Source organism: Baekduia sp. Peel2402, assembly GCF_052567285.1.
The window spans coordinates 2,041,950-2,054,882 of record NZ_CP199582.1; the positions used below are offsets into that span (position 1 = coordinate 2,041,950).

Below are 12,933 nucleotides of genomic sequence, written 5' to 3' on the forward strand. Positions count from 1 at the left end.
ACGATGGTAGGCCTTATTTCCCTTCGCGCGTGTACGGCACGCCATCCGCCGCCGGCGGCTTGGACTGGCCGACCAGCCCCGCGACCGCGATCAGCGTCAGCACGTAGGGCAGCGCCTGGAAGAGCGTCGCCAGCTGCGGCGAGAACTCCGGCAGCCGCTGCGCCAGCGCCGACGAGAAGCCGAACAGCAGCGTCGCCGCCAGCAGCCCGCCGGGTCGCCAGCGCCCGAAGATCAGCGCGGCCAGCGCGATGAAGCCACGGCCCGCGGTCATGTTCTGGGAGAACGAGTGCACGAAGCCGATCGACAGGAACACGCCGCCGAGCGCCGCCAGGCCGCCGGAGGCGATCACCGCGGCGTAGCGGATCCGGAAGACGCCGATGCCGACCGTCTCGGCCGCCTTCGGGTTCTCGCCGACCGCGCGCAGCCGCAGGCCGACACGCGTGCGGAAGATGACCACCCAGATGATCACCACGGCCAGCAGCGAGCCCCACACGAGCAGGTTGAGCTGGTCGATCGCCTGGCCGATGAACCCGAGCGAGTCGGTGTGCAGCCGGACGTCGGGGACCTGCGGAAGGTCGTCGGGCGTCCCGTTCTCGCCGTAGGTCTCGACGTACATGTAGCCCGTCAAGCCCAAGGCCACGAAGTTCAGGCCCGTGCCCGAAACGATCTGGTCGGCGCGCAGCGAGATCGCGAAGACCGCGTGCACCGCCGCCAGCGCCATGCCCGCGCCGACGCCGATCAGCAGGCCCCAGACCCACGAGCCGGTCTTGTCCGCGCCGTAGGCCCCGAAGAACGCGCCCATCAACATCATGCCCTCAAGCGCGAGGTTGACGACGCCGGAGCGCTCGGAGACCAAGCCGCCGAGCGCCGCGAACGTCAGCGGCGCCGCGTAGCGCAGCATCGCCGCGGTCAGCGCGCTCCAGGAGACCACGACCTCCAGGTGCGAAACGCCCGACTTCGTCGCCCCATAGGCGCCGACCGCGCCCAGGACGCACGCGGCGACCGCGCCGCCGCCGATGCGCTTCTCGCCGCCGCGCCAGGCGACGACGCCGAGGACGACCCCGACGACGGCCAGGACGATCGACGGCACGATCGTTCGGACCTCGAACGGCGGCAAGGTGATGACGAACGCCAGCAGGCCGAGCGCGACGCCGCCCCAGCCGATCCAGCCCTCGCGCGTGACCTTTGCGCGCGTGCCGTCAGCCGGCGCGCGCAGCGCGTTGTTAATGCGGTCGGTCGCCGGGGTGCTCATGCCGTCGCCTCGGCGGGCTCGCCGGCGCCGGCCGCCGCCGCGCGCCGTCTCCGCGGCCGCAGCTTGTTGTAGATCATGAGGATCAGCACGTCGGCGGAGACGAACAGGACGACGAGGCCCTGGATGACCGTCGTCAGGTTCTGGGCCAGCTCGGGCTCGAAGACCGCGGGATCGAGGTTGCGCACCGACGTGCCGTTGACCAGCGCGCCGAACAGCAACGCGGCCAGGCACGTGCCGATTGCGGTGTTGCGCCCCAACAACGCGACCGCGATGCCCAGGAACGCCAGCTGCGTGCCCTGGATGTCGTTGGTCGCCAAGTGGAACTGCCAGCCCAGCACGTCCAGCGACCCGGCCAGGCCGGCCAGCGCGCCGCAGGTCGCCATGACCAACACGTAGGTCCTGCCGACCTTGATGCCGGAGTACCGGGCGGCCTCCGGGTTGAAGCCGACCGCGCGTGCCTCGTAGCCCTTGGTCGAGCGGTTCAGCAGCACCCAGTAGACGAACGCCGCGGCGAGCGCGACGAAGATCCCGATGTGCAGGCCCTGCAGCTCCGGGTCGCCCCAGAAGACGTGCAGCTTGGCGGCCGGCACCACATCGTTGGAAATCGGCACATCGGGCTGCTCGGAGTTCTGGAGTGGCCCGCCCAGCGAGAAGAGGTAAACGCCCAGCCAGATCGCGATCCAGTTGAGCATGATCGTGGTGATGACCTCGTTGGCGCCCGTGAACGCGCGCAGCGCGCCCGCGATCGACGCCCACGCCGCGCCCGCCAGCGTCGCCAAGAACATGCACAACACGACGTGCGGCAGGTGCGGCATGCCCTCCCACGAGGACCCCGACCAGACCGCGACGACCGAGCCCACGATGTACTGGCCCTGGCCGCCGATGTTGAACAACCCGGCGCGGAAGGCATAACCGACGGCCAACCCCAACAAGATCAGCGGGCCGGTGATCAGCAGCGTCTGCTGGAGGTTGATCGCCGCCGTGTCGCGCTTATCGCCTGACGTCCACGGGAACAGCCACTGCAAGCCGGTGCCGTCGAAGATCGCCTTGTAGGTGTCAAACGGGTTGTGCCCCGTGACGAGCACGACGAGGCCGCCGACGAAGAACGCGAAGAGGACCGTCAGCACCGGGGCGAGCACGCCGCCGGCCTTCAGCGCCGTGGTCAGGCGCGCGCCGACGGTCGCGCCGTGGCCGAGGTCGTACTCCGGCTGGGCGGAGGGCGGCGGCGGCGTGACGTCGCTCATGCCCGGGCCGTCCCGCTGCCGCTGCCGGTCATCATCAAGCCCAGCTCCTCATCGGACGCCGTCGGCGGCAGCTCGCCCACGATGCGCCCGTCGTAGATCACGAGGATCCGGTCCGCGAGCGAGCGGACCTCGTCCAGCTCCAGCGAGAACAAGAGGATCGCGCGGCCCGCGTCGCGCTCGGCGAGCAGGCGCTTGTGCACGAACTCGATCGCGCCGACGTCCAGGCCACGCGTCGGCTGCGCGGCGATCAAGGCCTCCGGGTTGCCGGAGATCTCGCGCGCGATCACGACCTTCTGCTGGTTGCCGCCGCTGAGCGACCGCGCCGGCGTGGCGGGCGTGCCGCCGCGCACGTCGAACTCGTGCAGCAGCTTCGAGGCCGCGCCGACGATCCGCTTCGGGTTCAGGAGGCCGAAGCGGGTGTCGCGCCGGTAGTCGTTCAGGGCCAGGTTCTCGGCCAGCGAGAAGTCGAGCACTAGGCCGCGCGCGTGGCGGTCCTCGGCGATGTGGCCGACGCCAGCCTCGCGGGCCGCGCGCGGCGAGCAGTTGGTGATGTCCTTGCCTTTGAGGCGGACGTGGCCGGCGTCAACCGCCCGCAGGCCGCTGATCGCGTCGATCAGCTCGGTCTGCCCGTTGCCGTCGATGCCCGCCACCGCGACGATCTCGCCGGCGCAGACGTTGAGCGACACGCCGTCGACGGCGGGCAGACCGCGCTCGTCGGTGACGTGGAGGTCGTCCAGCTCCAGGAGCGGGGCGCCGGGCTTGCCGGGCTCCTTCTCCACGCGCAGGACGACGTCGCGGCCGACCATCATCCGCGCCAGCGACGCCTCGTCGGCGCCGGCCGTGTCGATCGTCCCGATCGTCTTGCCGCGCCGCAGCACGGTCACGCGATCGGCGACCTCGAGGACTTCGTGAAGCTTGTGGGTGATGAAGACGACCGAGGTCCCGGCGTCGCGCAGCCCGCGCAGCACCTCGACCAGCTCGGCGGTCTCCTGCGCGGTCAACACCGCGGTCGGCTCGTCCAGCACGAGGATCTTCGCGCCGCGGTCCAGCGCGCGCAGGATCTCGATCCGCTGCTGCATCCCGACCGAGACGTCGGAGACGCGCGCGTCGGGGTTGACCTTGAGCCCGTACTTCTCCGAGAGCTCGCGCGTGCGGCGCTTGGCCCCCGCGACGTCGAGCAGGCCGTTCTTGGCCTTGCCCTCGTTGCCGAGGACGAGGTTCTCGGCCACGGTCATGACCGGGATCAGCATGAAGTGCTGGAACACCATGCCGATGCCGTGGTCCATTGCCTCACGGGGCGAGCTGATCGAGACCTCCGCGCCGTCGACCAGAATCTCGCCCTCGTCAGGCGTCAGCATGCCGTAGACCACGTTCATCAACGTGGACTTGCCGGCGCCGTTCTCCCCCAGCAGGGCGTGGATCTCCCCACGCCGGAGCTGGAGGTCGACGGCGTCGTTGGCCGTCAGCGCGCCGAAGCGCTTGGTGATGCCGCGGAGCTCAAGGGCGAGCTCCGCGGCACCGGATGCGTCAGGTGGCGTCACGATGTGCGCCAGGGTACGACTCGGATTCGATCCGGCCTACTTGACCGTGTCCGGCGGCTCGACGGAGCCGTCCTTCAACTTGGCCGTGACCTCGTCGACCTGCGACTGGTACTTGCTGCCGGCCGCGCTGATCTTGCCGAGGCCCGCGCCGTCGTTGGCGACCTCGAAGGTCGTGTTGACGCCGCCGGTGAACTTGTCGTCCTGGACCTGCTTGATCGTGTCGAACACCGCGACGTCGACCTTCTTGACGGCCGAGGTCAGGATGTGGTCGCCGAGGTAGGCCTGGTCGGCGTCGACGCCGACGCCCTGCTTGCCCTTCTCCTTGGCGGCGTCCAGCGCGCCGAGGCCACACTGGCCCGCGACCTGGAACACGACGCCGGAGCCACGCGCGATCTGCGACAGCGCGATCTCCTTGCACTTCGCCTGGTCGACGAAGTCCTGGGAGTAGCCGTTCAGCGTCTTGATCGACGGGTTGGCGGCCTTGGCGCCCGCCTGGTATCCGGCGATGTAGTGGTCGACCGGCGGGATCTTCTGGCCGCCGACCGACGAGATCGTCGTGATGTTGTTGTCCTTGGCGTACAGGCCGGCGAGGTAACCCGCCAGGTAGCCGGACTGCTGCTCCTTGAAGAGCAGGCCCTGGACGTTGGCCGGCTTGCCCTTCAGGCCGGTCGCGTCGACGTCGATGACGGCGAACTTGGTGTCCGGGAACTTCTTGGCCACCGTGCCGACCGCATCAGCCATCAGGAAGCCGACGCCGATGACGAGGTCGTACTTCTGCTGGGCCAGCGTGGACAGGTTGGGGACGTAGTCAGCGTTCGACTTGGACGTCAGGACGCGGGTGGTGGCACCAAGCTGGGCCTTCGCGTCCTCCAGGCCCTTGTTGGCCAACGAGTTGAACGAGCGGTCGTTAAGGCCACCGATATCGGTGACGAGCCCGACCTTCACGGCCTTCTTGGCCGGAGCCGCCGCGGTGGAGGTGGTGCCAGACGACGCGGACCCGGAGTCGTTGTCGTCATCGCTGCCACAACCAGCGGCGAAGATGAGGATGCCGGCAGCGCCGATGGCGGCGATTGCCTGACGGGTGGAACGTGCGCGCACTTGCGAGGAACTCCCTCTGGGATTGAACGGGACTGCGGAGGGACAGTGCGACCGACCCTTGGCCGCCGCGAGAACTTACAGATCCGCGCGGCGGTCAGGTTGGTTGACCAGACCTTCTGTGTCCGAGAAGGCCGCATTCAGCGCGGTTTCGGTGATCTCGCGGAGGTCCGCAAGCGAGCATCCGAGTCGGTCGTGCGCCAATTCGTACTCGCGGCCGATCGTGGTGCCGAAATACGGTGGATCGTCAGATCCCAAGGTGACGGGCACCCCGGCGGCGCGCAGCGCGCCGAGCGGATGCGCTTCATAGGTGGGGAACACGCCAAGGACGACGTTCGAGGTCGGGCAGACCTCCAGCACGATCTGACGTTCCGCCAGCTCGGCGACGAGGTCAGGGTCCTCGACCGCCCGAACACCGTGAGAAATTCGCACGACGCCGGGGAGCTCGAGCGCCGCGCGGATCGACTCCGGGCCCGCGTGTTCACCCGCGTGGACGCTGCAGCCCAGGCCGGCCTCGTGGACGATCGCAAACGCGCGGGCGTAGTCGGAGGCCGGGAAGTTGGCCTCGTCGCCGGCCATGTTGAACCCGACGACGTAGGGGTGGCCGAGCGCGACGGTCCGGCGGGCGACATCCTCACAGTCGGCGACGCCGAAGTTGCGGACGATCGAGGAGATGATGCGGCCGGTGATGCCGTGGTCGCGCTGGGCGTCGTCGATCCCCTGCGCGATGCCGGCGAGGTGCTCCTCGTCGCTCAGGCCGACGTTCTTACCGTGGTCGAGGCTGGCGATCAGCTCGACGTAGACCGCGCCCTCTGCCGCGCAGGCGGCGAGGTACTCATAGGTGACGTCGCGGTAGTCGGCGCCGGTGCGGATCGCGGCGGCGGCGAGGTCGTAGGACTCCAGGAAGTGCAGGAAGTCGTTCCACGCGAACGAGCCGTCGGGGTTGAAGAGGCGCTCGGTCGGCAGCTGCACCCCGTTGCGAGCGGCCAGGCGGCGGATCAGGTCCGGCGTGGCGGTGCCTTCGAGGTGGACGTGGAGCTCGGCCTTCGGGATCGCGGCGACGTCAGGCGTCAGCGGGCTCATCGCAGGACCTCCGCGACGACGGGCCGGGGCTCCGGAGCGGTCTCGCCCACCGTGATCGCCTTTCGCACCGCGTCCTCTGCGGCCTGCGCCGCCGCCTCGTTGCGCGCGTGGACGACCGCCAGCGGCTTGCCGCCGCGCCCGACCGCCGCGCCCGGCGACGCGACGTCGGCCAGGCCGACCGCCGGGTCGATCGTGTCGGACTCGACCTTGCGCCCGCCGCCAAGCTCCATGACGACGAGCCCGAGCGCGCGGGTGTCGTGGGCGGTCACGATGCCCTCTTCTTGGGCGTGGACCTCGCGGATCACCGGCGCGACGTCGAGGTACGCGTCGGGGTTGTCCATGATGTCGCTCGGACCGCCCAGCGCGTGGACCATCGCGCCAAAGCGCTCGGCCGCGGCGCCGGAGCGCAGCACGGCCTCGGGGTCGGCGTCGCTCAGGCCGCCGAGGTCGAGCAGCGCGCGGGTCAGCGCGAGCGTGACCTCCATCAAGCGCGGATCGGCGTTGGCCGGGTCGGCGAGCATCGCGATCGACTCGCGAACCTCCAGCGCGTTGCCGGCGGTGCGGCCGAGGACCTCGTTCATGTCGGTCAGCAGCGCGACGGTCGGCAGGCCCGCGGCGACCGCGACGTCGACCAGCGCACGGGCGAGGTCGCGGGCGTCGTTGTAATCGGACATGAACGCGCCGTTGCCGTGCTTGACGTCCATCACCAGCCCGCCGAGCCCGGCGGCGAGCTTCTTGGACAGGATCGAGGAGACGATCAGCGGGATCGCCTCGACCGAGCCGGTCGCGTCGCGGATGCCGTAGAGCTTGCGGTCGGCGGGCGCGAGGTCGTCGGTCTGGCCGCCGATCACGCAGCCGACCTCGCGCACCACGCGGGCCATCGTCGGCCCGTCCGGCGTCGCGTTGTAGCCCGGGATCGTCTCCAGCTTGTCCAGCGTGCCGCCGGTGTGGCCGAGACCGCGGCCGGAGATCATCGGCGTCGCGCCGCCGCACGCGGCGATCAGCGGGGCGAGGATCAACGAAACCTTGTCGCCCACGCCGCCGGTCGAGTGCTTGTCGAGCACCGGCTTGTCGATGTCCGACCAGTCCAGGACCGTGCCGCTGTCGCGCATGCCGAGCGTGAACGCGGGCAGCTCGTCGGCGTCCAGACCGCGGAAGAAAACGGCCATCGCGAACGCGGCGCACTGGGCGTCGGAAAGCGTGCCGTCGCCGATGCCGTTGGCGATGAACTCGAGTTCATCGGCGGTGAGCGTCTTGCCGTCGCGCTTGTCGCGCAGCAGCTCCTTAACCGGCCGGACGCTCATGCCTGCGCCTCCACGAAGCGCCGCAGCACCCGTTGCAACTTCTCCGCCGCGACGGCCGCGTTCTGGAGCGTGTGCTCGTGGCTGAGCTTCTCGGTGCCCATCCCCTCCGCGAGGTTCGTGATCGCCGAGACCGCGGCAACCCGCAGCCCGCAGTGGCGCGCGACGATGACCTCGGGGACCGTCGACATCCCGACCGCATCAGCGCCGAGCGTCTTGAACGCGCGGATCTCGGCGGGCGTCTCGAACGACGGCCCGGAGACCGCGAGATAGACGCCCTCGTGCAGCTCGACGTCCTCTCCCTCGGCCGCCGCCCGAAGCCCAGCTCTCAGCTCCAAATCATAGGCATCGCCAAGCGGGACGAAGCGCGGTCCGAGCGCGTCGTCGTTGGGTCCGGTGAGCGGGTTGGCGCCCATCAGGTTGATGTGGTCGGTTAAGGCCATCAGGCTGCCCGGCCCGGCCTCCGGATTCAGCGACCCGGCGGCGTTGGTCAAGACGATGGACTCGGCGCCGAGCGCGCGGACGGTGCGCACCGGCACGGCGAGGTCGCTGACCGGGATGCCCTCGTAGAGGTGCGCGCGCCCCTGGAGCACGACGACCGGCGTGCCTTCCAACGTGCCAAGCACGAGGCGCCCGGCGTGCCCGGCGACGCTGCCGACGGGAAAGCCGGGCAGGTCCTTGTACGGGATCGCGGTCGCGTCTTGGACAGCGTCGGCCAGGCCACCGAGGCCCGAGCCGAGGACGAGCCCGAGGCGCGGCGCGACGAACCCGTCGCCGGCGGCTTCGCGGATGACATCGACAGCGGTCACGACTGCGCTTCCTCCAGGTCGAAGGCGTACGGGAGCAGGTCGGCGAGCGTGACGGTCTTGCGCACGCCCTCCGGCCCGGCGAGGTGGATCGGCGTGTCGGCGGAGGCGAACTCCGACAGGCGCTGGCGGCAGCCGCCGCACGGAACGATCAGCTCGGTGTCGGCCATCACGACGGCCTCCTCGATGCGGTGGCCGCCGGCGGTCACCAGCGCGCCGATCGCCGCCGCCTCGGCGCACGCGCCTTGCGGGAACGCGCCGTTCTCGACGTTGGCGCCGAAGTGCAGCGCGCCGGTCTCGTCGCGCAGCGCGACGCCGACGTGGAAGTTCGAATACGGCGCGTAGGCGCGGTCCATGGCCGTGCGCGCGAGCGACACCATGCGGTCGGTCGCCGCCCCCTGGGCGAGCAGCATCGCCGCGTAGCCCGTGGCGACCACGTCCTCGTCCTTCATGTCGAGGACCGCGCGCAGCTCGGCGACCTTGCGGTGCTCGTCGCTCAGGTCGGAGTCCGCCGGCGCGACCGCCTCCAGCTCGACCCACGTGCCGAGCCCTTCGACCGCGTCGAGGTGGATCCGCACGTCCTCCCACAGCAGCAGGCGGCGGAACTTCTCGACCACGACGACCGTGCCGAGCGCCGCGTCCAGCGCGATCGCCAGCGCAGTCGGGTCCGGCACCGCGACCAAGTGATAGGCGCTGGTCCGCGCCGTCGCCTCGTCGGCGCGCGCATAGGCGATCAGCGTCGCGCCGTCGTCCTCCTCGCGCAGCTTCAACCGCCCTTCGCGCGCCGCGAAGTACGTGTCCTTCTGGCGCAGGATCCCCTGGTCGGCGGCGCCGTGGCGCAGCGCGGCGGCCAGCGTCGCCTCCGGATCGCCGTCGCGGGCCTTCAGTTCGACATTGCGTCTGGGTGCGTCCATGTCGCCGGGCCAAGCTACACGGTCCGTTGCATCGTCTAGCGTTCGCGCCTAGATGGAAGGACTTCGCGTCGTCGACCACCCCGTGATGGCCCGCGCGGTCACCGAGCTGCGGGCCAAGGGCACGTCCCGGTCCGCGTTTCGCGCCGCGATGGCCGACGCGTCGTCGATGCTCGCCTACGAGGCGCTGCGCGACGTGCCGACCCGCGAGGTCGACGTCGAGACGCCGCTGGAGTCGACGACCGGCTCGGTGCCGACGTCGGTGATGGTCGTCGCGGTCCTGCGCGCCGGCCTGGGCATGGTCGACGGCTTCCTGCGCTACGTGCCGGATGCGTCGGTCGCCCATCTCGGCATGCGCCGCAACGAAGAGACGCTGCAGCCCGAGGACTACTACGAGTCGCTGCCCGAGGGGATCGAGTCCTCCGCGGTGTTCGTGGTGGACCCGATGCTCGCGACCGGCGGCAGCGCGACCGCGGCGCTGACGCGGATGCGGACCAACGGAGCGAAGGACCTGCGGCTGGTCTCGCTGATCGCCGCGCCGGAGGGCGTCGCAGCGGTCAGGGCCGCCCATCCCGATGTCCCGATCCTGACCGGCGTGCTCGATCGCGGGCTGGACGGACGCGGATACATCCGGCCGGGCCTCGGCGATGCCGGGGACCGCCTGTTCGGGACCGACTAGGACGGGGAATCCTTAGGCGCCATGAGCGACGACGACGAACACGCCGCCGCACCCCTACCGCTCTCGGGCGGATCACCTTCAACCCAGCAGCTGCCTAAGGGCCGCCACGGCCTTTCGCGCGCGTTCATCGCGTCCAACCAGCGCGAGCGGCTGCTGGATGCGATCGCCAACGTGGTCGCCGACAAGGGCTACTCCGCGACGCGCGTCGCGGACATCACCGAGTACGCCGGGGTCTCGCGCAAGACGTTCTACGAGCTGTTCGACGACAAGGAAGACTGCTTCCTGGCCGCCTACGACGCGATCACCGCGTTGTTGATGGACCGGATGGCGCACGGGCTGGGCGCGGTCGCCAAGGCGACCTGGGAGGAGCAGGTCAGCGCGCTGCTCGGCGAGTTCTTGAGGTTCTTGGCCGCCGAGCCGGCGTTCGCGAAGATGTGCATCGTCGAGGTGCTGGGCTCCGGGCCGCGCGGGCTGGCGCGGCGCGACGCGGCGATCGAGGCGTTCTTCCCGGTCGTCGACCAGATCCCGCGCTCGCAGCCGGGCGCCGACAAGTACCTGTCCAAGATGACGCCGGTGTTCGTGACCGGCGGGATCCTCGAGGTCGTCTACGCGGCGATCCGCCGCGGTGAGACCGCGACGCTGCCGGAGCTGGAAGAGGACCTGACGCGCCTCGCGTTCCGCTCGTACCTGTACGGCAAGGAGTGGGAAGCCCGGCGAGAGCCGTGAGCGCCGACGACGACCCCGCTGAAGCCCCGCCGCCCGTTCTCGTCGCCGAAGACCTGCTGGCAACCGGTTCGCGCGGCGTCGTCTTCGGGCCGGTGTCGCTAAGCGTCGCGCCAGGCGAGGTGGTGGCCTTGGTCGGGGCGGGCGCGACCGGGCGGACGTCGTTGTTGTTGGCCTTGGCCGGGCGCTTCGCCGTCGCGGGCGGACGGCTCTCGGTGGCCGGGGACGTCGCGATCGCGCGGGCCGGCAACCTGTTGGAGTTGGACGAGGTCTGGACCGTCGGCGAGGCGATCGCCCAGCGCGCGCTGCTGTCGCGGCGCCCGCCCGCGCTCGTCGCCGACCTCCCCTCCGCCCTCCCGCTCCACGCCCTCACCCCGCTCCAACGCGCCCTGCTCGACGTCGCGCTCGCCGCCAGCGAAGGGCGGGCGGTGATCGTGATGGACGACGTCGACCGCGGGCTGACGCCTGAGGACGAGGCGCACGTGTGGGCCGCGCTCGTCGCGTCGGGCGCGGCGGCGGTCGGCGTGACCACCGACGCGGGCTCGGCGCGCGCGGCGGGGGCCACGATCGTGTCGCTCACGAGGGCGCACGCGTGAACGCCTTGCGCCTCGCGCTCTTCGAGCTGCGCCGCTTCCGCGGGTCCTTGCGGCGAGCGGGGCTGGCGTTCCTGCTGATCGTGCCGTCGCTCTATGCGGGCGTGTACCTGTGGTCGAGCTGGAACCCGTACGGGCACCTGGAGAAGATCCCGGTCGCCGTGGTCAACCAGGACCGTGCGGTGAAGGCTGAAGACGGTACGGACGTCCACGCGGGCGCGGACTTCGTCGATCAGCTGAAGGCCCAGCGGCAGTTCGACTGGCACTTCACGGACGCTGATGACGCGCACGAGGGGCTGAAGTCGGGCGACTACCTGTTCACGATCACGGTGCCCGCCGACTTCTCCAAGCGGCTGTCGAGCGTCGCGGGCGGAACGCCGCAGCGCGCGTCGCTGAACGTCCAGCTCAACGACGCCAACAACTACATCGTGGGGATCATCGCCGCGACCGCGCAGAGCGAGTTGCAGTCCCAGGTCAACGCCGCGGCGCAGACCGCCTACCTGGAGTCGGGGCTCGGTTCGCTGGCGCAGGTGCGGTCGCAGCTGAAGAAGGCAGCGGACGGCGCGAGCGACCTGCACTCCGGCGCGCGCAAGCTCTCGTCGGGCCTGAACACGCTGGAGTCCGGCGCGGGCGACCTGGCCGACGGCGCCGACCAGGTCGCCGGCGGCACGCAGGAGCTCGCGGACGTCGCCGACGCCGCGTCGTCGGCGGCCACGCGCGCGCGGTCGCGGGCCAAGGCCGCGGTCGACGCGCTGCTCGCCGACCACCCAGAGCTGAAGGACGACGCCGCGGTCAAGCGGCTACAGACGGAGTCGGCCACGACGACCTCCGAGCTCGACGACGCGGTCAAGAAGATCGACACGCTGAACTCCGGCGCGCACGAGGTCGCCTCCGGCGCCAAGAAGCTGCAATCCGGCCTTGATGACGCGCACGACGGCGCGCGCCAGCTCTCCTCCGGCGCCAACACGCTGGCGTCCAAGTTGAAGGACGGCTACCAGCAGATTCCCTCGGCCAGCGCGAAGGACCGCGCGCGCGACGCCGATGTCCTCGCCAACCCGGTCGCGGTCAAGGCCACCAACCTGCATCCGGCCGGCGTCTACGGGCGCGGCGTCGCGCCGTTCTTCCTGTCGATCGGGCTGTGGGTGTTCGGTCTGGTGGCCTACATCCTGCTGCGGCCAGTGGGCGGCGAGGCGCTGCTGGCCTCCGGGCTGCCCTCGCGGACGATCGCCGTGGGCGCGTGGCTGCCGGCCGCGATCGTCGGCATCGGCGCCGCGACCGTGATGTTCGGCGTCCTGGAGCTGCTGCTCGGGCTGGACGCCGACCAACCCGTCTTGCTCTTGGCGCTGCTGTGGTTGGCCGTCGCCTGCTTCACCGCGATCGTCCACGCTCTGCGATTGGCGTTCGGCGCGGTCGGGGAAGTGCTGGTGTTGGTGTTGCTCGTCCTCCAGCTGGGCGGGGCGGGCGGCCTCTACCCCTTGCAGATCGCGCCCGGCTTCTTCGACCTCGTTCATCCTGTGCTCCCCATGACCTACACCATCGACGCGTTCCGCCACGCCATCTCCGGCGGCGAGCCGGGGATGCTGACGCGCGACCTCGTCGTGACCGCCCTCTTCCTCCTGCTCGCGCTGGCCGCCTCCACGGCCGCCGTCTCGCACCAGCGCCGCTGGACGATCGGGCGCCTGCGCCCCGAGCTGGAGCTGTAGGC

At 70.7% G+C, this 12,933-nt stretch carries 12 protein-coding genes; 4 read left to right on the plus strand and 8 right to left on the minus strand.

Features of this window, described 5'->3' with window-relative positions; all coding sequences use genetic code 11:
• Nucleotides 1–13: 13 nt before the first annotated feature.
• The 8 genes from ACT01A_RS09925 to cdd all read right to left on the minus strand — a co-directional run bounded on the left by ACT01A_RS09925 (nt 14) and on the right by cdd (nt 9,236).
• Entirely contained in the window at nt 14–1,252 is a 1,239-nt protein-coding gene (locus tag ACT01A_RS09925) for an ABC transporter permease (RefSeq protein WP_445152086.1), read from the minus strand.
• Complete coding sequence (locus tag ACT01A_RS09930; protein ID WP_445152087.1) at nt 1,249–2,496, minus strand: ABC transporter permease; 1,248 nt, start codon at nt 2,494–2,496, stop codon at nt 1,249–1,251. The genes ACT01A_RS09925 and ACT01A_RS09930 overlap by 4 nt, the downstream gene beginning before the upstream one ends.
• Nucleotides 2,493–4,037: an ABC transporter ATP-binding protein gene (locus ACT01A_RS09935; RefSeq protein WP_445152088.1), complete on the minus strand. Its 1,545-nt coding sequence runs from the start codon at nt 4,035–4,037 to the stop codon at nt 2,493–2,495. Before ACT01A_RS09935 ends, ACT01A_RS09930 begins: the two co-directional genes overlap by 4 nt.
• 36 nt (nt 4,038–4,073) lie before the next feature.
• Nucleotides 4,074–5,135 (minus strand): BMP family lipoprotein, encoded by a 1,062-nt coding sequence (locus ACT01A_RS09940; RefSeq protein WP_445152089.1) that lies wholly within the window; start codon nt 5,133–5,135, stop codon nt 4,074–4,076.
• A gap of 75 nt (nt 5,136–5,210) precedes the next feature.
• On the minus strand, nt 5,211–6,215 hold the full coding sequence (add, locus tag ACT01A_RS09945) for an adenosine deaminase (protein ID WP_445152090.1): 1,005 nt from the start codon (nt 6,213–6,215) through the stop codon (nt 5,211–5,213).
• Nucleotides 6,212–7,519 (minus strand): thymidine phosphorylase, encoded by a 1,308-nt coding sequence (locus ACT01A_RS09950; RefSeq protein WP_445152091.1) that lies wholly within the window; start codon nt 7,517–7,519, stop codon nt 6,212–6,214. The genes add and ACT01A_RS09950 overlap by 4 nt, the downstream gene beginning before the upstream one ends.
• On the minus strand, nt 7,516–8,325 hold the full coding sequence (locus tag ACT01A_RS09955) for a purine-nucleoside phosphorylase (RefSeq protein WP_445152092.1): 810 nt from the start codon (nt 8,323–8,325) through the stop codon (nt 7,516–7,518). The genes ACT01A_RS09950 and ACT01A_RS09955 overlap by 4 nt, the downstream gene beginning before the upstream one ends.
• A complete protein-coding gene (gene cdd / locus ACT01A_RS09960) occupies nt 8,322–9,236 on the minus strand; it encodes a cytidine deaminase (RefSeq protein ID WP_445152093.1) in 915 nt (304 codons plus the stop codon). The genes ACT01A_RS09955 and cdd overlap by 4 nt, the downstream gene beginning before the upstream one ends.
• Before the next feature lie 52 nt (nt 9,237–9,288).
• Between cdd and upp the strand changes: the two genes are divergently transcribed.
• Genes upp through ACT01A_RS09980 form a run of 4 tightly spaced genes read left to right on the plus strand, consistent with a single transcriptional unit; the run spans nt 9,289 to nt 12,931 of the window.
• Nucleotides 9,289–9,912 carry a uracil phosphoribosyltransferase gene (upp, locus tag ACT01A_RS09965; RefSeq protein ID WP_445152094.1) on the plus strand — a complete coding sequence of 208 codons (624 nt, stop codon included), beginning with the start codon at nt 9,289–9,291 and terminating at the stop codon, nt 9,910–9,912.
• 21 nt (nt 9,913–9,933) lie between these two features.
• Nucleotides 9,934–10,638: a TetR/AcrR family transcriptional regulator gene (locus ACT01A_RS09970; protein WP_445152095.1), complete on the plus strand. Its 705-nt coding sequence runs from the start codon at nt 9,934–9,936 to the stop codon at nt 10,636–10,638.
• On the plus strand, nt 10,635–11,231 hold the full coding sequence (locus ACT01A_RS09975; protein ID WP_445152096.1) for an ATP-binding cassette domain-containing protein: 597 nt from the start codon (nt 10,635–10,637) through the stop codon (nt 11,229–11,231). Before ACT01A_RS09970 ends, ACT01A_RS09975 begins: the two co-directional genes overlap by 4 nt.
• Nucleotides 11,228–12,931: a YhgE/Pip family protein gene (locus ACT01A_RS09980; RefSeq protein WP_445152097.1), complete on the plus strand. Its 1,704-nt coding sequence runs from the start codon at nt 11,228–11,230 to the stop codon at nt 12,929–12,931. The genes ACT01A_RS09975 and ACT01A_RS09980 overlap by 4 nt, the downstream gene beginning before the upstream one ends.
• Nucleotides 12,932–12,933: the final 2 nt, after the last annotated feature.

Excerpts from the sequence above, each read along its gene's own strand:
- ACT01A_RS09925 (WP_445152086.1), bottom strand. The coding sequence starts at position 1,252 with ATGAGCACCCCGGCGACCGACCGCATTAACAACGCGCTGCGCGCGCCG.
- ACT01A_RS09930 (WP_445152087.1), bottom strand. The coding sequence starts at position 2,496 with ATGAGCGACGTCACGCCGCCGCCGCCCTCCGCCCAGCCGGAGTACGAC.
- add (WP_445152090.1), bottom strand. The coding sequence starts at position 6,215 with ATGAGCCCGCTGACGCCTGACGTCGCCGCGATCCCGAAGGCCGAGCTC.
- ACT01A_RS09950 (WP_445152091.1), bottom strand. The coding sequence starts at position 7,519 with ATGAGCGTCCGGCCGGTTAAGGAGCTGCTGCGCGACAAGCGCGACGGC.
- cdd (WP_445152093.1), bottom strand. The coding sequence starts at position 9,236 with ATGGACGCACCCAGACGCAATGTCGAACTGAAGGCCCGCGACGGCGAT.
- upp (WP_445152094.1), top strand. The coding sequence starts at position 9,289 with ATGGAAGGACTTCGCGTCGTCGACCACCCCGTGATGGCCCGCGCGGTC.
- ACT01A_RS09970 (WP_445152095.1), top strand. The coding sequence starts at position 9,934 with ATGAGCGACGACGACGAACACGCCGCCGCACCCCTACCGCTCTCGGGC.